Annotated in this window: 15 protein-coding genes; 6 read left to right on the top strand and 9 right to left on the bottom strand. The window is 30.1% G+C overall.

The genetic code is table 11. The features are described 5' to 3' along the window. Positions 1–29: 29 nt before the first annotated feature. The gene (locus EPJ79_RS02960; RefSeq protein WP_147738387.1) at positions 30–5,771 is read right to left on the bottom strand and encodes an Ig-like domain-containing alpha-2-macroglobulin family protein; all 5,742 of its coding nucleotides are present in this window, start codon (positions 5,769–5,771) and stop codon (positions 30–32) included. Positions 5,772–6,270: 499 nt separating this feature from the next. On the opposite strand from EPJ79_RS02960, the gene EPJ79_RS02965 reads away from it, so the two are divergent. After that, complete coding sequence (locus tag EPJ79_RS02965; RefSeq protein WP_147738388.1) at positions 6,271–6,762, top strand: hypothetical protein; 492 nt, start codon at positions 6,271–6,273, stop codon at positions 6,760–6,762. A 174-nt stretch (positions 6,763–6,936) separates the two neighbouring features. Continuing rightward, positions 6,937–7,095 carry a hypothetical protein gene (locus EPJ79_RS11495; RefSeq protein ID WP_158634344.1) on the top strand — a complete coding sequence of 53 codons (159 nt, stop codon included), beginning with the start codon at positions 6,937–6,939 and terminating at the stop codon, positions 7,093–7,095. Positions 7,096–7,208: 113 nt separating this feature from the next. Here EPJ79_RS11495 and mgtE read toward each other — a convergent pair whose 3' ends face one another. Beyond that, positions 7,209–8,576 carry a magnesium transporter gene (gene mgtE, locus EPJ79_RS02970; RefSeq protein ID WP_147738389.1) on the bottom strand — a complete coding sequence of 456 codons (1,368 nt, stop codon included), beginning with the start codon at positions 8,574–8,576 and terminating at the stop codon, positions 7,209–7,211. Positions 8,577–8,694: 118 nt separating this feature from the next. Between mgtE and pfkA the strand changes: the two genes are divergently transcribed. Further along, entirely contained in the window at positions 8,695–9,675 is a 981-nt protein-coding gene (pfkA, locus tag EPJ79_RS02975) for a 6-phosphofructokinase (protein WP_021959467.1), read from the top strand. 31 nt (positions 9,676–9,706) lie between these two features. Then, positions 9,707–10,456, top strand: a complete 750-nt coding sequence (locus EPJ79_RS02980; RefSeq protein ID WP_244289055.1) for a WecB/TagA/CpsF family glycosyltransferase — start codon at positions 9,707–9,709, stop codon at positions 10,454–10,456. Between the two features lie 31 nt (positions 10,457–10,487). Here the strand turns inward: EPJ79_RS02980 and EPJ79_RS02985 are convergent, their stop codons facing one another. From EPJ79_RS02985 to EPJ79_RS03000, 4 genes are all read right to left on the bottom strand, one after another. Then, positions 10,488–11,528: a tetratricopeptide repeat protein gene (locus EPJ79_RS02985; protein WP_147738390.1), complete on the bottom strand. Its 1,041-nt coding sequence runs from the start codon at positions 11,526–11,528 to the stop codon at positions 10,488–10,490. A gap of 14 nt (positions 11,529–11,542) precedes the next feature. Continuing rightward, complete coding sequence (locus EPJ79_RS02990) at positions 11,543–12,598, bottom strand: tetratricopeptide repeat protein (protein ID WP_147738391.1); 1,056 nt, start codon at positions 12,596–12,598, stop codon at positions 11,543–11,545. A gap of 78 nt (positions 12,599–12,676) precedes the next feature. Further along, positions 12,677–13,528, bottom strand: a complete 852-nt coding sequence (locus EPJ79_RS02995; protein ID WP_147738392.1) for a DUF368 domain-containing protein — start codon at positions 13,526–13,528, stop codon at positions 12,677–12,679. 72 nt (positions 13,529–13,600) lie between these two features. Beyond that, positions 13,601–13,984, bottom strand: coding sequence for a RidA family protein (locus EPJ79_RS03000; RefSeq protein ID WP_021959472.1), 384 nt, complete (start codon positions 13,982–13,984; stop codon positions 13,601–13,603). A gap of 150 nt (positions 13,985–14,134) precedes the next feature. Here EPJ79_RS03000 and EPJ79_RS03005 point away from each other — a divergent pair, with 150 nt between their 5' ends. Further along, on the top strand, positions 14,135–15,127 hold the full coding sequence (locus tag EPJ79_RS03005; protein WP_147739593.1) for a hypothetical protein: 993 nt from the start codon (positions 14,135–14,137) through the stop codon (positions 15,125–15,127). Positions 15,128–15,129: 2 nt separating this feature from the next. Beyond that, a complete protein-coding gene (locus tag EPJ79_RS03010) occupies positions 15,130–15,921 on the top strand; it encodes a hypothetical protein (protein WP_147738393.1) in 792 nt (263 codons plus the stop codon). A gap of 27 nt (positions 15,922–15,948) precedes the next feature. Here EPJ79_RS03010 and EPJ79_RS03015 read toward each other — a convergent pair whose 3' ends face one another. The 3 genes from EPJ79_RS03015 to rny are packed head-to-tail and all read right to left on the bottom strand — an operon-like array spanning position 15,949 to position 19,436. Further along, positions 15,949–17,028 (bottom strand): mannose-1-phosphate guanylyltransferase, encoded by a 1,080-nt coding sequence (locus EPJ79_RS03015; RefSeq protein WP_147738394.1) that lies wholly within the window; start codon positions 17,026–17,028, stop codon positions 15,949–15,951. Positions 17,029–17,049: 21 nt separating this feature from the next. Further along, complete coding sequence (locus EPJ79_RS03020) at positions 17,050–17,859, bottom strand: TIGR00282 family metallophosphoesterase (RefSeq protein WP_147559880.1); 810 nt, start codon at positions 17,857–17,859, stop codon at positions 17,050–17,052. Positions 17,860–17,900: 41 nt separating this feature from the next. Further along, a complete protein-coding gene (rny, locus tag EPJ79_RS03025) occupies positions 17,901–19,436 on the bottom strand; it encodes a ribonuclease Y (protein ID WP_147528152.1) in 1,536 nt (511 codons plus the stop codon). Between the last annotated feature and the right edge of the window lie 339 nt (positions 19,437–19,775).

The following is a 19,775-nucleotide window of genomic DNA, read 5'->3' on the forward strand; positions in this document are numbered from 1 at the left end:
TTCCCGCCTTAATTATTGCTTAAAATTTATTATCTATCTTCTATAATAATTTTATGCTGTCCGTCATAACCAAATATATCGGGATTATACATCTCTTCCGCTTTAGTCGCAGGAAGCAAATATTCTCCTGGAGTAGCCGCTCTTACAACATACTTATAAACATGCTCGCCTTTATCTAGTATATCGGCAAATAATAAAACTTTATCTTTATAGTTTTCCGTATGATTAAATCCGCCCCACCATCTGTCGCTATAATTTCCCGTTATATCTTTTATCTCTTTGCTCTCGGTTTCAAAATTAGAATTTAATATTCTCATTCCGCCCGCTATAGGAATATCGGCAATTACAAATCTTCTCTCATAAGGAGCGGTAATTTTAACTGTGACAATATATTCTTCGCCTTGCTTGAAAGTGTCTTTATTTAAGTCTAATCTTTTTCCGTCTTTGGTTTCATAATATCTTTCTACTTTTATTCCCGCATCTCTATTAACGGCTAAATCTCTCGGAGCGTATTTCAATCTAACTCCATAATATAGTCTTCCTTCTCCATTTCTTGCTATTGTAGCGTTAGCATTTTTTGAATTGGCATTACTAAATCTCTCTCCGTCAAATTCTGAAAGCGAATAAGATTTAATAACGCTCGGATTCGTTCTATCTGAAAAAGTTTCGGATAATAAAGTTTTGCTCTGATATATAAACTCCGCTTTGAAATTAGGATTAACACTTTCGTATTTTTTGAAATATATATTCATTGAAGAATAGGCAGCTACATTATCCTGCGTATTTAAATATCTTCCGTTTTTTCTCGTTTGAATTAGCCAACGAACCACTTTCTCGTTTATAGGATTATCGTATCCGATTTCAATTAAAGAACCTAAAGCTACAGAAGTATCTCTAACCGCCGAAGAATGAATCCAATATAAATTAGAATATTTATCTTCAAGTTCATAATGCGCCGTTGTAGAATCTTCTTTTAAAGCGTTTAATACATACTGACGAACTCTATTAAGCGCGACATTTCCGTATTTATTATAATACATTGCTCGCATTAATTGAACCTGTCCGTAAAAAGGAATATTATTTATTTGAGGATATAATCTATCTATTATCGCTCTAACCTCAATAGAATCGTATCCGCCTTCTGAAAGAACCGAAGAAATATAAGCTATAGAAGACAAATTAATATATTCGTCATCCCAAAAATTTGGCTTTTCTGCTTTTCCGCTTTTCGCATAATGATTAAGATATTCTAAAGCCAAATTTAAAGATTTTTCATCTATTTTATAGCCTTCTTTTTTAGCCTTTATCATAGTTTCCGTAGCGTAAGCGGTAAGCCATGGAGAAACCCAAGTTTTGCTAGTCCAATATGCAAATCCGCCATCCGCCGTTTGATATGAAGGCATATTTTTAAGAAAATCTTCAACCATATTATCTAATTCTTTTTCGGTTTTATCCGTAAGTTTCATATCTACAATTAGCCTTTTGCTTACTATTATAGGATAGATTCTCGAAAGCTGCTGCTCCAAACAAAGATAAGGATAATTTATTAAATATTCCAAACCGCCCGTTAATTCGCTGAACGCGCTTGGCGACATATAAACATCCAAATTTCCCGCTCCCGAATAAACTTCAGAATTACCTGGAATTCTTAAACCAATATTTAAATTGTCGTTAGTCATACTTGAAAACATAGCGACAGATTCTGTAGTCATAGGAGTATTAACTTCAAAAGTTTTTTCAACCGCATCGCTATATTCTCCGCCTTTTGCAAGAATCGTAATTTTAGCCTCGCCTCTATTTGTAGCTATAATATCAAATCTTATATCCGCGTTTCCTCCTTTAGGGACATTTATTTTTTGAATGGCGTTTTCTATATTTACATTCGAGCCAACCGCTTGAATTTCAATTTCCAAATCTTCGTTTGAATAATTATAAATTAAACTTCCTGCTTTAAATTTATCTTCCACATAAGCAAATTCGGGTAAAGTCGGCATAAGCATCAAATTCTTTTTAACTATAACGACATCGTCCGAAGCTCCAAAATATCCGTCTTTATTTATAGCCGAAGCCATTATTCTAAAAGATGTAATATTATCGGGCAAATTAAAAGTAACTTTTGCTTTTCCGTCCGTATCCGTTTTTACTCTTCCTTGATAAAATGCCGTGCTTAAGAAATTTTTTCTTATGCTGAATATATCCATTCCCATATCGGCGGCGGCTTTCATAAGCTTTGAGCTTTCCGCTATTCCGTCTCCGCCTGGAATATCGCCTTTCTCTCCATAATTTCTCTGCCCTATCAAATGAATTCTCGTATCCGCGCTCGCCACACTTAAAGGTCTCGCTCCATAAAAAGTATTAAACCAATTTGGCGTTCTATATCCGATTAAATTTAAAACTCCCAAATCGACTACGCTTAACATAATTTCAGTTTCAATAGCCTGCCCTTCTTTAGTTTCGACATATAAATCTACGCTCATCTCATCGCCAGGTTCTCTGCTTTCATGCGATTTTGTTATTTTTACATTAAGCTCTTTTTCTCTTGGCGATACGGAAAGTCCCGCATATCCTATTTTAAATGAAGGCTTTCCTTCGTCAGTCGCATAATTTGTATAAGATTCGTCTTCAACTCTACCTTTAACCAAAGAAACTCCGACATAAATATTAGGCAAATATTCTTTTTTAATCGGAACTTCTATTAAAGCGGCGCTTCCTTCTATATTTGTGACATAACTATCGATAACGAATTCTCTTTCAACCGTAACTAAAGCGGTAGCGTTTTCATAAGGAGATTTTACCATTATACGAGCGGTTTCACCAGGTACATATTCCTCTTTTTCCGTTATAAGCTCGAGCAAATCATCGTCAAACATAGCCCAAGCCGCGTAATCTTTTCCTATAACATACATATATTCGTCCGCTGCGACTTCTCTGTTTGCGGAATCTTTCGCTCTCGCCGTTATTATATATAATCCCGAATTTTTAGGCGTAAAAGCGAAAGCGACAGGATTAATTCCCGTAGTTATAGTTTTTGTTTCTATAATATCGTCTATCTGTTTTGATTCCCATTGAAATCTTCCTCCCGTTATAGCTTTTCTTACCGATTCCCAATGTCTTCTTATAATTTGAATTTCAATTTTTTTGCCTTTGAGTCTATTTCCTTCAGGGTCAACCGCTATAAAATCTAATTGAGTTTTTTTGTCGGTTTCAAGAAAATATCCTTGCCTTCTTATTCCTATATAAAAATCGCTTCCATGAACTAAAACATTTTTACTTGAACTTACTTTTTGCGAATCTTCTCCCGTTATTGTAGCTTCTATCATAAGATTTGCCGAATGAATAGAACGACTCGCGTCAATTTTAGGATTATAAAGATATTCTCCTTTATTATCCAAAGCTCCCGTTCCCGTAGACAAAGTAGAATAATAATCGCTGTAATATTCGTCTTCATACCAACTTAATTTTGTAAATCTAAATCCCGCATTATTTGGAGGAATAAAGAAAGTCTCTCTCATTGAAATATTATAATCAATCGTATTTGAAATCATAGGCTCGCCAAATAAATACCAACCCGACATTTTTATAGGCATAGTGTCGCCCAAAAAATATTTTTTATCTTCAACCCAAAGTCTCGATTCAAATTCTAAAGCCTTATATTCTTCAACTCTAAAACTTTGACTCAAACTAAATAAATTATAATCGTTTGTAGAACCGTTTGTAAAAGAAACAGAAACATTATAATATCCCGTAGGAGCGTCAACGGGAAGAGTAAAATCTATTAAATAAGAACCAAATTCGTTTATCTCGACATTTCCTTTAAGTATCTCGTCTCCTCTCGAATTGTCAACTGTAAATATAGCGTTGCTCAAATCGGTTGGAATTTGCCAATTTCCAATTTTATTTTCGCGCACTACTCCTTTTATATGGACATCTTCTCCTGGTTTATAGAGTCCTCTTTCGCTAAACATAGCGCCATTATAATTTTTATCTTCTTGATAATAATCATAATTTACATCCATTCGCCAAGGAGATATTCCCGTTCCAAAGTCGCTATTTATGAACGAAATATCCTCGCCTTTTGTTACTATAGCCCATTGTCTCGGCGTATCCCATCTGCTCGTTCTTTTAATATTTAAAGCTCTAAAACCTTCGGTATTCGCTATTCCGTTTTCATCGGTAGTAGCGGTAGCCAAAATTTTATTAAAATCGTCTCTTATTTCAACTTGAGCGTTAGCGACAGGATTTCCCGTTCTTAAATCGGTTACAAAAATTGTGTTGGAATCGCCCGAAAATTTTCCCGTAACTCCCATACTTGTTATCTGAATCTGTGAAGAAGATTTATAAGTATAATTATCATAACCGACTAAAGCGTTAAAGTTCAAAGACAAAAAACCGTATTTTTTATTATTCATATAATTTGTTAAATATAAAGGCGTTGTAATATATCTATTTCTTGGAACATTAGCTTCAAAAGTAGATTTAGAATCATAGCCTAATAAATTTTTATGCATATTCGTATAATTTTTGAATTCTGTAGAATTATCGTATCTATAAACTCCTCCATTAATCAATAAAAATGGAATTATATTATTTTTATCAACATATCTACTCTGCACGGTTATAGGATTAGGATTTATAACCTCGATTGGAAATCTTACTCCTTCATAGGCTTCCACTATTCCCATGCCAGAAGGAATAGAAACTCTCGGATTATAATCGGTAACATTTAAAATAATAGTTTCTTCTTTTCCCAAAGTCTGCCCGTAAATATCTTTAAGGCTTTCTTTTATTTTTATAGAATATTTAATATTAGGATTAAATCTTAAACTATATAATGAAAAATCTTTTCTACTCCAAGTTTCGTCTTCCAAATCTTCTTCGGACGGAAGTTGAATTTGAGGAGTTATTTCAATATTTCTTATCAAATCTGCCCAATTAACTCTAGTAGAAAAAGAAATTTTAGGAGGTTCAGGAGAATAAGACGCGCTTAAAGTTTGCTCTCTATTTTTTTCGCTTAAATAAAAATTATCATGAGTATGGAAATGAAAACTATAATGTTCGGCGCTTCCCAAATCTCCGTCAATAGCGGCAAGTCCAGAATCTATATGAACGACTACCGCTTCGTTTTTATCAAATTTTTCTTTAGGAGTTATTACCAAAACCTGCCTCAAATCGTATTCGTCTATTTCCCAATATCTCAAATCGTTAGTCGTAGCGTATCTTATATCGAAATCTATATTGTAATTAAAATACTCTTCGCTTTCGCTAATCAATGTAATTTTTTCTTTTGCGCTTTGCAAATAAATAGGCATATTATAATAAACGACTATATTTACATCTGTCGCTACATCCCATTGCTCGTTGTAAGGAGAGCTTTTTACTCTTATCGGTCTTATAGTGTTAAATTCCCAAGTATAATCGTTTGCCAAAACTTCTCCGCTAACCTCGCTCTTAATTCCTTTTTTTAGAGTTATCGCTATTTTTGTATTATCGGGCAAAGTTTCCGAAGGATAGAAAGCCAAAGTATTAACCGAAAGCCATCTATAAGAACCTTTTATATCTATATTAAAACTAAAATATTGATTAGTTATTTCTTTTATAGTTTGCAGATTTACCATTTGTTGATTAAACGAAACGGTTATAGCCTCGTAATTATATCTGCTATTATTCTCGCCTATTGGAGTCGCTCTATCTACCAAAACGGCGCAAAATAAATTATCTCCTGCAAATAAAAATATTAATAAACAAATAATTTTTGAAATGATATTTTTCATAGTATTTTATCCTTTTATATAATGATTGTTATAAATATTATAGTATAAACGGTTTTAAGTAAAGTAGTTAAAAGATTTATATATTAAACATATTAAATAAAGAATTTTCGTATATTTTACATATCATAGAATTAAATTTTTTTTAATTAAATGCTTGACAAATTTTTTAATCTATGTTATATTTTAATTATATTTATAGTTAAATAAATAATGGATTATAAAAAAATGAATAAAAATACTGTAATTTTGTTAAGCAAAGCAAAGCAAAGCAAAGCAAAGCAAAGCAAAGCAAAGCCATAATTGTCTTTTAAATAATAATTTTAAATTTTATATATCTAAATTTTTAAAGGCATTTAAATTTTTAAGTGTCTCAATTTTATTGCATAATTTAGTTAAAACTTTTTTAACTTCAATCAAATTTACTTTCGATAACTTATCAAGGAAAATAAAAAATCCTTGTTTAGTTATAAATAAAAATTTTTTAAAGGAGGATTTCACAATGAAATCTAAACAAATTATTATTATGCTCTTATCGTTTATTATCCTGTTTGCGATAAGTTGCAAAAATGACGACAAAACGGGAGGAGGAGTCGATGAAGGTTTAGTAGTTCAAAATCGTAATCATCCGCCAGCTGGAAGCTATTATGATGGTGGTAATACTAACACGGGTTCAGCACATACCGTCACACATAATATAGACGGTTCTTGCAAAATATCTGGAAAAGTTTATCCCATTAATGGAAACGGTTTAGACTATGAGATTACTGTAACAAATTGGTTAAATTATCCCAATATCACAACCGTCCAAAATCTTAATTATGTTGGCACATCGTATGGTGGAGAATATACTATTACTAAACCATCTCCTAATTCTTTAGACTCTTTCAATGTAATATATGACTTTACCACTGAAACTATATCCTCAATATCTTTAAGAACTGCTTCGGACAGCAAACACTATAGCGCATTAAATTTGAAAAGGGGTAATTAATAAATATGTCAATCAAATCTTCCTGTTGCCTAGTTCTTGATATCTATGTAATCAAAATACATACTTTACTGACTACAGTGTTAATTCTAATTTTTGGAATTATCGCTCACCCTCGCTATTCTTTTTTAACTGAAAGACTTCATTTAAATTTGGATAGAGGGGAGGTGATGCATAATGAAGAGACGACATGACGCTTATAGGAGACGCAAAAGAAATATTGATTATGATAAAAAAATAGGAGTAAAGATAATATTAAATATAACATTTACTACTATACCTATTATATCTATTATTAGATTGATAATAGAAATAATTAATTTTTATTATCGCTAATAATAAACGCTTTTAATTTATCATAAAAAATATTTACTTGAAAATAAAACCGAGTTCTTTTTAATTAAAGGCTCGGTTTTTTATTGAAATTATTACTTATAATAATTATATTATTAATTTCCAAATTTCGATAAAATAATCGTAGCTAAAAATAAATAAATAGAAGTTCCGCTAATATCGCAAATTGAAGCGACTAAAGGAACGCTGCTCGTAGTCGGGTCTTTCTTTAATTTTATAAATATAAACGGCAAACATAAACCTATTAAACTTCCTATTATAACGACTAATACCATAGATAAAGAAACGACAAAAGCTATAATAAATCCGCCTCTAAAAATCGCAAGCAAAGAAACTGTTAAACCCATAGTTAAACCCAAAGCCGCCGATATTAATATTTCTTTTCCTAACATAAAAAGCCAATCGCTCTTTTTTACATCGCCAACCGATAAACTTCTTATTATTAAAGTTGAAGATTGCGCGCCCGCATTTCCCGCGCTGTCTATTAATAAAGGCAAAAAGAAAATAAGAGAAACATATTTGCTTATAGTCGCTTCAAATAAACCGATAAAATATCCCGAAATTATATTAATAAATACAAGTATAAAAAGCCAAACAATTCTTTTTTTATATAAAGTAAATATTCCAGCCTGTTTAATATTTCCTGAAAAATCATCGTCTACGCTTATAGCTCCAAGTTTATGAAAGTCTTCAGTATCCTCTTCTTCCGCGATATCAAAAATATCGTCTATCGTTACTATTCCAATTAATGCGTTTTTAGAATCGACTACGGGAATATAAAGCAAATCGTATTTTCTGCCAACTTTTACCGCTTCCTCTTGGTCCGAATAAACCGACAAATATATAATATCCGTATGCATTAAATCTTTTATTTTAGCTTCTTCATTTTTTGCAAATAATAAATCTTTTAATAAAATATATCCTAATAATATATCGTTTTTACCTACTACATAAATAACTTCAAAAGTTTCAGAATCTTTGCCGAACTCTCTAATATATTCTAAAGTTTGTTTAATTGTAAAATCGGGCTTAACATCTATATATTCTGGCGTCATTATTCTTCCAACGCTATCTTCGGGATAACCCAATAATTGCCTTGTAATATTTAAATCGGTTTCTTTCATTAAAGAAAAAATATTTTTTGTAATATCGCTTGGCAATTCCTCAAATAAAGAAGTTCTATCATCGGGACTCATTTCATGAATAAGTTCCATTAATTGATTATCGTTCATTGAAGATATTAAAGCTTCCTGTTCGCTTGAATCCAATTCTGAAAAAACATCCGCCGCTTTTTCTGTAGATAATAATCTAAATAATATGCTTTTATTTTTATCGTTGTCGAGTATGCGAATTATATCTACTATTTCCGCCGCATGCATATCGGCTAATGAATATTTTAATTTATCCCATCTTTTATTTTCGATAATATTAATAATTTCCGTATATTCTCTATTTTCTGTCATAATTTTATATTTTTTACTATATCAATTCTTTAAGAATTAATATATAATATAGGCAATAAATTTGATATATTATATCATTAATTATATAAATTATATACTTAAAAGGAGTTATTTCAATATGGCTGAAATAAAAAGAATAGGAATATTAACTAGCGGAGGAGACGCTTCGGGAATGAATCCCGCAATAAGAAGCGTTGTTAGAACCGCTATAGCAAACGGACTTGAAGTTGTAGGAATAAGAGAAGGCTATCAAGGTCTTATGTATAATAATGTATATGAAATGAATCCAGGAAGCGTTGGCGGAATAATAAATCATGGCGGAACTATATTATTTTCGGCAAGGTCGCCCGAATTCCAAACCGAAGAAGGAATGAAAAAAGCGGCAGATAATATGCGTTATCATGGAATTGAGGCTTTGGTAGTTATAGGCGGAGACGGAACTTATAAAGGCGCTTTAGATTTTGCAAGTCATCATCCTGAATTTCCTATAATAGGAATCCCTGGAACTATAGATAACGATATATACGGAACTGATTATACTATAGGATACGATACGGCTGTTAATGTCGCTATGGAAGCGATAGATAAATTAAGAGATACGGCTACAAGTCATGGAAGATGTTTTGTAGTTGAAGTTATGGGAAGACATGCAGGATATATAGCTTTGGAAGTTGGAATCGCTTCTGGAGCGGAAGATATACTTATACCTGAAACTCCAACCGATTTAGACAAAATTGTAGAAGAATTACAACTTGCTAAAAAGAGAGGTAAAAAATCTTCTATAATAGTTGTCGCCGAAGGAGATGAATCTGGCGGAGCTATGGAAACGGCTAAAAGTATAGAAGGAAAAACGGGATTTGATACTAGAGTCACTATATTAGGACATATGCAAAGAGGAGGCTCGCCTACTTCAAGAGAAAGATTAATGGCGGCAAGATTTGGATATATCGCAGTTAAAGCTTTATTAGAAGGAAAAACAAATGTAGCGGTTGGAATTTGGAAAGGAGAATATACTTATACTTCTTTAGCGGATGCCGTTAAAAAAGTGCCAAAAATAGACCCTGTAGATTTGGAGTTATGCAGAACTCTCGCTATATAATTATAATTTTAAAGACTATGGTTTTATATTTATGATGGAAGGAATGGAAAGCAAATCAATTTTAGGCGTTAGAATAGACAATTTTAATAATAATTTTGAAGATATTTTAGAGAGATTAAAAAATAAAGAAAACGCTTTAATAGTCACTTTAGATATTCATCAATTATTAAGAGTTCGTTCTAATAAAAAATTAAAAGAAACTGTAAATAATGCTTCTTTAGTTATAGCCTCTCATCATACTATAGCCAAAGGTTATAATTTTATCCATAAAGAAAAATTAGAATATATGAAAGATTTTATATTTTTTTCAAATATATTGTCCTATATGGATAAGAAAAAAATGTCTATGTTTTTATTCGGAAACGAAGAGAAATACTTTTTTTCTATTTTAGAAAAGATAAAAAAAATATATCCTAATATAACTAATATTGGAAGTTTTGAAAATACAAAAAATAAAACAGAATTAGAAAAAGCGTTTATAGGATTAAAAAAGATAGACCCAAATATGCTTTTAATATATATGCCTTTTAAAAAATCTTTATATTGGTTTTCGGATAATAAAGAAAATTTAAAAGTAAAATTATGCGTTCCCGTTTCAAGACCTTTAGACGGTTTTGCAGGAAAAACGGAATCTCCAAATAGAGATATACTTGAATCAAATAAAGAAGAAATATTTTATCTAAAGAAAAATATATTTAGAATATTTCTCTATTTTGATTATATATTTTTTTGGATTCTCGTTTTATTTGAAAAATTAACTTTAAATAAAAATAAGAAATAATAAATCTTTAATTAATCTAAATTTTAAACTTTTAATTCAAAGTTAATAAGGTTTCCTGTAAAGCTGCCATATATTCTTTTGCCCTTGGAACATTCGCATTATTCGGATATTGAGAAACGAAAGAATCCAAAGTTTTATAAGAATCGTTATATCGTCCAACTTTGAAATATGACAATCCTATATAAAGCAAAGCTTCCGCGTCTAAAGTGTCGACATTATTATATCTCACTCTATTATAATATTCTATAGCTCTGTCGTAATTTTTTTCGTTATAATAAGATTGTCCTATTCTAAATAAAGCGTCTTCTTCGTATTTTGTTCTTGGGAATAGAGTCGCTATTTTATTATAATACATTCTCGCTTTTGTATAATTTCTATCTAAAAAGAATCTATGCGCTCTTGCTGGAACTTGTATTAAATATGTTCTCGTAACCTCGTTATAATAAATACTCGTTTTATAATATTGTAAAAAATCTTCGTATATTTCAAAAGCTCTGTCATAATCATTCATACTAAAATAAACTCTCGCTCTTCCCAATACTGCAAGCTCTCCGTTCGCTCTTAAAAAATAACTTAAAGCCTCTCCGTATTTTTTTTGAAAAAATAATTGATAACCATATTCCATATTCATAGTGGCTGCAATATCTTTATCTTTAGCTCTTAAATTATTCTGTAATTTCGGCGTTATATAATCGTCAAAAGCGTTTTCCAATCTCGCTATATCCGCATAAACCATTATAGCGTTTGTAGAATAACTTATAAATTCGGGATTATCTATAATGTCGGTAAGCCTTTCTTTAGCCAAATGATATTTTTTTTGTTTTTTTAGAGAATCGGCAACCAAAAAATAAGATTGAGCCACATTTTCTAAAGGTCTTAATTTTGTTTCTATAGATAAATATTCGTTCAAATTATTTATAGCTTCGTCATAATTGCCCATTTCATAATATCTCTTACCTTTTTGAAAATATCTTTCAGGCGAAGATAAAGAGGAAGCCTTTGTTATAAAAACCGCGCCCAAAATGGCGACTATAGTAATAACGGACGCTAAAATTGCTGAATAAATCTTCATAATATCTTCTCCAATTATAAATCGCTTAACACCTGATTAACCCAAAAACTAACCTCTTCATGATTAATCGACTGTATTCGTCTAAATACCGTCAATGCGTTTTGTTTTTGCTTTGCATATTTATAAGCTTTTCCAAGCAGTAAATTAATATTATAATATAAATCTCTATTAACATTTTTTGTCGAAACAGGTTTAAGTAAAGTAATTACCGTAGAATAATTACCCAACTTAAATTGAGCTAAAGCTTTATTATATTCGCTCATATACTCGTCATATTCTATTTGAAATTCGTTCGCTGTATTAGTAGCTGGCGTTTCAAAAGAATTTTCGCTTAAATCGATTAAAGTCTCGTTTGTATATTCTAAACTTGTTTTGCTTTCATCTTCCAATTTTTTATTTTTAATAGCGTTATTTGAAATATTATTTGTATTTGGTTTTAAATATATTTCAGTCGTATTATAATAGTTTGTAAAATTATAATAATTCGTTTGATTATAATAATTAGTTTGCTCATAATAATTTGTGTGAGATATAAAATTTGTAGCCGTATTCAAATCATTAGTCGCCACAATTATCATAGTATTTGTATTAGTCATAATAATATTTGTATTAATCGCATTAGGGTCCTTAAATTCAAAAGATACCGTATCTACATCAGAATCTGCCGTATAAAAACCTATATTATCAACATAAGATATAACTGCATAATAATATTTTCCGTATCCTGGCAATATGTCTAACATAGAATATGAATTAAAACTATTAGTAGCTTTAACCGAACCTATAATTGTAGCCGTGCTTAAAAGCGGACGAGATAATATAGGATTATTGCTTCTATAAACATAATAAGTTAAATTAGGATGATATATGCCTTCCCATTCCACATATAAAGAATCTTCGTTTATAGGTTTTATGGAAATCTTGCTTGCTAATCTTTTAGAATTAGGTAAATTCGTAAAAGAAACTTCGGCATTAGTTGAAGTTTGAGAATATAAAAATCCTGCAGAAATAAATAATATTAAACTAAATATTAAAAATAATCTTGCTTTATTAAATTTTATTCTATGCATATTAGTTCACCCTTTTTCATTACTATATATATTCGGAATGAAATTATATAAAATTTAGGTATATTATAAAATAAAATATTAGACTTTTTCCATAATAATTGCCACAAGAAAACCCATGCACATTGATAAAACGGTAGCTATTAACATAGGAACACTTAAAGAAGTTATATTTGGCCAAAGACTTAAAAAAGAAACTACCAAAATACCCAATACGAAACCAAAAAGAGTCGACCTGTATTTTTGAATAAGAATCGTTATTAATTTTGATATAGCGAATATTCCAATAATAACTCCTATTCCTAAAAATATTAAAGGATAAACATTATTAAAATTAGATTTTAAAGTCGAAACAAAATAAGAAATATTCTCATATTCTCCCAATATCAATAAAAGAAGAGAGCCAGATATTCCAGGAATTACCATCGCAATTGCCGCAGCTATTCCGCAAAAGAATAATTTTATTCCGTAAAAAACAGAAAAATTTCCCGAATAAGTAGCCTCTCCCATAGGCTTATTAATATCGAAATAAACGAATATAGCCATTATAAAAGCGCCTAAAAAGAATGCAAAAAATACTTTAAAATTATATTCTTCAACGGTTTTCGTTATAAACGGAAAAGAACCTAACACGAGTCCGACAAAAAATATTTTAGTCGGAACGGGATAATTTGAAAATAAATAATTAATAATATTTAAAAATAAAAATATCGAAACGGCTGCTCCCAAAAAAGTAGGAATTAATATTTTTAAACTTTCAATTATATCTTTCCATTTTAATTTAATTAATGCAATAGGCAAAGTCGATATTGAATAAGTTAATTTTTCGTAAATTCCAAGAACAAAAGCTATAGTTCCTCCCGACACTCCTGGTATTGCGTTAGCTATTCCTATTGCCATTCCTTTTATAAAATAGGATAAATAAACTCTCATATTATCTCTCTTTAATTTTAATAAAATAAAAACCATGAATAATTTTCATTATGCATGGCTTATATAATTCTTTTAACCTATTACCGCCGTTATTTCAACTTCAACCAAAGCGTCTTTCGGCAGCGACTTTACGGCAACCGTGCTTCTTGCAGGCGGATTTTCCGTAAAATAAGAACCGTAAACTTCATTAAATGCGGCAAAATTCGACATATCGCTTAAATAACATGTAGTTTTAATAATATTAGACAAATTAAGATTTTCCGATTCCAAAAGCCCTTTAATATTTTCCATAACTCTTTCGGTTTGCTTTTTAATATCGTTTTCCGCCATATTGCCGCTTACTGGGTCCAAAGGTATTTGCCCTGAAGCAAAAATAAAATTACCGCTTTTAATAGCTTGAGAATAAGGTCCTATAGCCTGCGGAGCTTTATGAGTTTTAATAATTTTCTTATCCATATTTATTTTCCTTAAACTTATTTTTATTATTGATTAAAGTAAATTATAATAATTTTTTTATAAAATATCAAGTATTTAGAGTATTAACATATTCAATTTATTATGATATAATTAAAATAATATTTATCAGAGTAGCTTATGTGTATTGCAATATTAAAAAAAGTTTTCATTTTAATTATAATTTTTTTATCTTTTTCATATATATTATTTTCGGATAATATTTATTCAAAACATTCTTTATCGATTTTAAATTCGACAAGCGCGAGAAATAGAGGAATTATGGATTCGGGATTTTTAACGGGAAAAGATTCTTCTGTTATATTTATTAATTCTTCTTCTTTAATGTCTTTAATTAGAGATTCTATTAATTTAAATTATACTTTATCTCCAAATTTTAAAGACGAATATTTATTTAACGGTTCTTATTCTCATACGGATAATATTTACGCAATTGGAATAGGTTTCGCTTCTGAAATTAATAAAATAAAAACTTATAATAATTCGGGAATAAGAGATAAAGATATATATAATGGAAATTATTTAATAAATATAGGAGCGGCTTATATGATAAATGAAAATTCTTTTTTTGGAGCGAATATTAAAGCCGTTATAAATAATTTTGATAAAGAAAATATATTTGGAGGATTTTTAGATTTATCTTATATGCAATCAATATTTAATCCCTCATTTAAAATTGGAGTTGGAATAAAAAATTTCGGATTTTACGATAAAGTATTTGCGGCAATAGACACGGATATAATAACTTCTATAGCTTATGCAAAAGAAGATTCAAGTTTCGCCGTTTCTTTAGAATATGATATTTCAGTTCCTTCGATAAGTCATAGAGTAGCGATTGGATTAGAAGCTATAATAATAAATTTTAATAAATTAGGTTTATTCAATTCAAATATAGATTATGACGATTTGCCCGAAAGCGCGCTTGACGAACCTAACGCTATGCAAAAAAGACATTTAACAAAATTGCCAAGCGGAATTTTAGGAAGACTCGGAGTTGGAAATAAAGGAGTTTCTTTAGGCTTATCCTTATATGTCGATTTATTTAGATTAGATTATGCAATCGTATTCGATAATTTTAATAAGAATAATATTTCGCATGATTTTGGATTAAGTTTTATGTTTTAATTATGCCACAGATTTGCAAACAAAAAATTTCAAATACTCAAAACTGCGACAGAGAAGAATATAAAGACGGTTTTTGCATAATTCATCATAATGGAAAAGATAAACCGAATAATATATTTAGAAAAATTATAAGAGACGATATATACAGAGGATTTTATAATTTTTCTTATATGATTAGCTACGATGGATTTAGTTTAGAAGAATTAAAAATTGAAAAAGACGCCGAAATGATTTTTAGAAATTCTAATTTTGCGGGACCTTTTCAAATAAAAAATAGAGATTTAACCGCTTCTTTTGATTTTACGGACGCTAATTTTGATTCGGGATTATTTATAACATTATCCGATATTAAAAAAGAAATAATAATAAAAAATTCAAATATATCGATGGATTTAAATTTTTCTTTAAGCAATTTCGATTCTCTTATTACATATAATACAAAAATTAATTGCAAAGCCGATTTTTCAAATACTCGTATAAACGGAAAATTTGAATTTAATCATATTCATTTTAAAGATAATTTAAATTTTTTAAATGCCGTTTTTAGAGACGATTTTACTTTTCAAAATATAATTGTAGAAAAAGATATTGATTTTAGAAACGCCGTATTTTTTAAGAAAATGAAATTTGAAAATGCGGAATTTAAAGGCGAGTTTAAACCAGGGGAAATAATTTATAACGATAAAATCGAAATGAAAAATGTTTTAATCAATGGCAAATTAATTGAAAATAATCAAAAAGCTAAAGAAGATAAAAAGAAATTAGAAAAAATTAAAAGAATTAAAAAAACTTAATGAAAATTATTTTATAAAGAAAAGTAATTATAAAAATTTTCTGTTATCTTTTAATTCTTCTTTTTCTCTTATATCTTTTAATATTTCTTTTATTTTTGAATCTTTATTATCAGAATATATTAAAAGCGCTCCGTTAGATTTTACTATAGTTAAATTGTTTATTCCGTCAACGGTTATAAAATCTTTATCATCGTTTATTATTATATTATTTTTAGATTCTTTAATATAAGCGTTTCCTATAATAACATTATTATCTTTATCTTTTTTATATATTCTTCCAAGAGCCGAAAAAGCTCCTAAATCGTCCCAAAAAAATTCGGCTTTTATGCAAATAATATCTTTTAATTTTTCCATAATTCCAAAGTCGAAAGATATTTTTTCTATTTTTGCAAATATTCCTTTTGCCAAATGCAATTTTTCTTTATTTCTTATATTATTAAAAGCCTCGATAACTTTATTATAAGTGTCTGGCATTAAAGATTTTACCGCTTCTAAAACGCTTTCTATATCCCAAATAAACATTCCGCTGTTCCATAAATAATTTCCGTCTTCCAAAAATTTTTTAGCGTTTTCTAAATTAGGTTTCTCTACAAATCTTTCAACTTTAAACTCGTTATCTTTAATATTATCTATCAATTTGATATAGCCGTATCCCGTTTCCGCTCTGTTTGGTTTAATTCCTATAATGACGGTTTTTTTAGTTTTTGAAGTAACCTCAACCGCTTCTTCTAAAGTTTTTGTAAATAAATCTTCTTCTTTTATAATAGGGTCCGCGGGAAGTATAGCTATAATTGAATTACCGATTCTTTCTTTTATTGTTAAAACGCCTAAAGTAACCGCCGCCGCCGTGTCGCGTCCTAAAGGTTCGTATATTATATTTTCTTCTTTAAAACTTGGTATATATTTATTAAAAGCATTTTTATATCTTATTCCCGTTATGATAAAAATATTTTCTTCGTTAGTTATTTTTAAAGCTCTCGATATAGTTTTTTCTATTAAAGATTTATTATCTCCGATTCTTAAAAATTGTTTAGGTTTATTTTCTCTGCTTAATGGCCAAAGTCTTTCTCCTATTCCTCCCGCCATTATAAGAACGGATTTTTTCATAATTAACGCTCCGTATTACTTTTAAAGTCTTTCAACTTCGTCATTATAATAAACGGTATTTATTCTCTTTATAGATAATGCTCTTCCCGAATCTATATCGACTTGCACTATAATTCCGTTAATCATAGGCGAAGTAGTTTCAACCTCAAATCTATGCGGGATTTTAGAAACGAATCTTGAAACTGCGGCTTCTTTTTTCATTCCTATAACCGAATCATAGCTTCCGCACATTCCCAAATCGGAAATATAAGCGGTGAAAGAAGATAATATTTTTTCATCGGCGGTTTGAACATGAGTATGAGTTCCAAATATGCAGCTAACCTGTCCTTCCAAATAATAAGAAAAAGCTATTTTTTCGGCTGTCGCTTCCGCATGAAAATCTATAAATATAATATTCGTTTTTTCTTTAATATGTTTAATAGCGATATTCGATTTTTTAAATGGGCAATCTAAAGCGTCCATAAAAGTTCTGCCCATAAGATTTATTACTCCAATTTTGCAGTCGAATATATCGTAAATATAATAACCTAATCCAGGCGATTCGTTAGGATAATTATAAGGACGCAATAATCTATTTTCAAATCCTATTAAAGCGAAAACATCTCTATTATTCCAAATATGATTTCCCGAAGTTAAAACATTTACGCCCGAATTAAATAATTCCGCCGCCGTATCTCTAGTAATTCCTATACCGTTGGCGGCGTTCTCTCCGTTAGCTATTACAAAATCTATATCATGTTCTAATTTTATCTCTTCCAAATGCCTTCTAACGGCATATCGTCCCGTGATTCCTATAATATCTCCAAGACATAATATATTTTTTACAGACATATTTAAAACCTTTATCCTATAAATTTTATAATAATAAAAGATTACCTAGCTACTTCAACCGCTCTCGTCTCTCTTATAACAGTAACCCTTATTACACCTGGATATTTTAATTCGTCTTCAATTCTTTTCGCTATATCTCTCGCTATCTGTTTTGCTTGAGCGTCATCGACTATATCGCTTTTAGCCATAACTCTTAATTCTCTACCCGCCTGAATCGCGAAAGATTTTTCAACTCCGTCTATACTGTCCGCTATCTTTTCCAAATTATCCAATCTTTTAATATAATTTTCAAAAGACTCCATTCTAGCTCCAGGTCTTGCGGCGCTTATCGCATCCGCAGCCTTAACTATAACCGCTTCAACCGTTTGAGTTCCAACATCGTTATGATGCGCTCTTATAGAGTTGACTATCTCTTCTTTCTCTCCGCATCTTTTAGCCAAATCAGCTCCAGACATTGCATGAGAGCCTTCGCCTTCAACTTCTATTGCCTTTCCAATATCATGCAAAAAAGCGCCTCTCTTTGCCATTTCTACATCCGCTCCAATTTCAGCCGCTATCATAGCCGCAATATTTGCAACCTCTTTGCTATGAAGAAGCATATTCTGTCCATAGCTCGTTCTATATTGCAATCTTCCCATATGTCTAACTAACTCATGATGCATAGCCGTAAGATTTAAATCTGCAATAGCATTTTCTCCCGCGCTTATAATAGAATCTTCAACTTCTTTTCTCGTCTTCTCAACGACTTCTTCTATTCTTGCAGGATGTATTCTTCCATCTAAAATAAGTTTTTCCAACGAAACTTTAGCTATATGTTTTCTCACAGGGTCAAAGCATGAAATTACAACCGCTTCGGGAGTATCGTCTATAATAATATCCACTCCCGTTAAAGTTTCAAGCATTCTTATATTTCTGCCCTCTCTTCCGATTATTCTTCCTTTCATCTCTTCGCTTGGCAAAGAAACTGAAGTAACAGAAGTCTCTTGAGTTACATCGCTTGAAATTCTTTGAATAGTTTGAACGATAATCTCTCTCGCTTTTCTTTCTCCCGTTTCTATAGCGTTTTTTTCTATATTATCGACTATTTTTGCCGCAGATTTTTTAGCGTCTTCTTCTATGCCTTTAATTAAAGCGTTTTTAGCTTCTTCTGCGGAAAAGCCCGATATTTTTTCTAACTCTTTTCTCTCTTCTTCTATTATTCTTTCTAATTTTTCCTCTTTTTCTTTTATTTGTTTCATTTTATTCTCAATATTGCGTTCTTTATCTTCCAAATATTGAGATTTTTTGTCTATATTTGCCTCTCGTTGTAGCACTCTGTTTTCCAATTTTTGAATCTCAGCTCTTCTATCTCTGTTTTCATTTTCTAATTTATGCCTCTCTTTCTGTATTTCAGAATTAGCCGAAGATATCGCATGTTTTCTTTCGCTCTCGGCTTTTTCTTTTGCCTCTTGAATTATTTTATGTTTTCTTAATTCCGCAGAGTTAGCGTCCATCTTCGCCATTACAAAGCGGATTAAATATCCTAAAACAATACCGACTACAACAGAGGTGATAATAATCATAATTGATGCATTCATCTTTTCACCTCATTAATTTTATATTTTATATATTATAAAAATAACATATATTTTATATAAAGTCAATAAGATTATATGATATTTTTTAAATTTTTTATAATTTAGATGTAAAATGAAGAAAATAATGGAATTTTAGATATAAATTAGAAATAAATTCATAATAATAAATTTTATTCTTTTTATAATAAATTGACAATTTTTTCCTTATCTTTGTCATTGCGAACCGAACAGAGTGGGGCGTGGCAATCCACATTTAAGTAAGAAAGTTAATTTTAGAAATTTAGTCTCATTAATAAATGAATTTTATTAAAAGTAAATTACTTCAGACAAAGCCCCCAA

This window comes from Brachyspira aalborgi, from assembly GCF_008016455.1.
Classification (GTDB): Bacteria; Spirochaetota; Brachyspiria; order Brachyspirales; family Brachyspiraceae; genus Brachyspira; species Brachyspira aalborgi.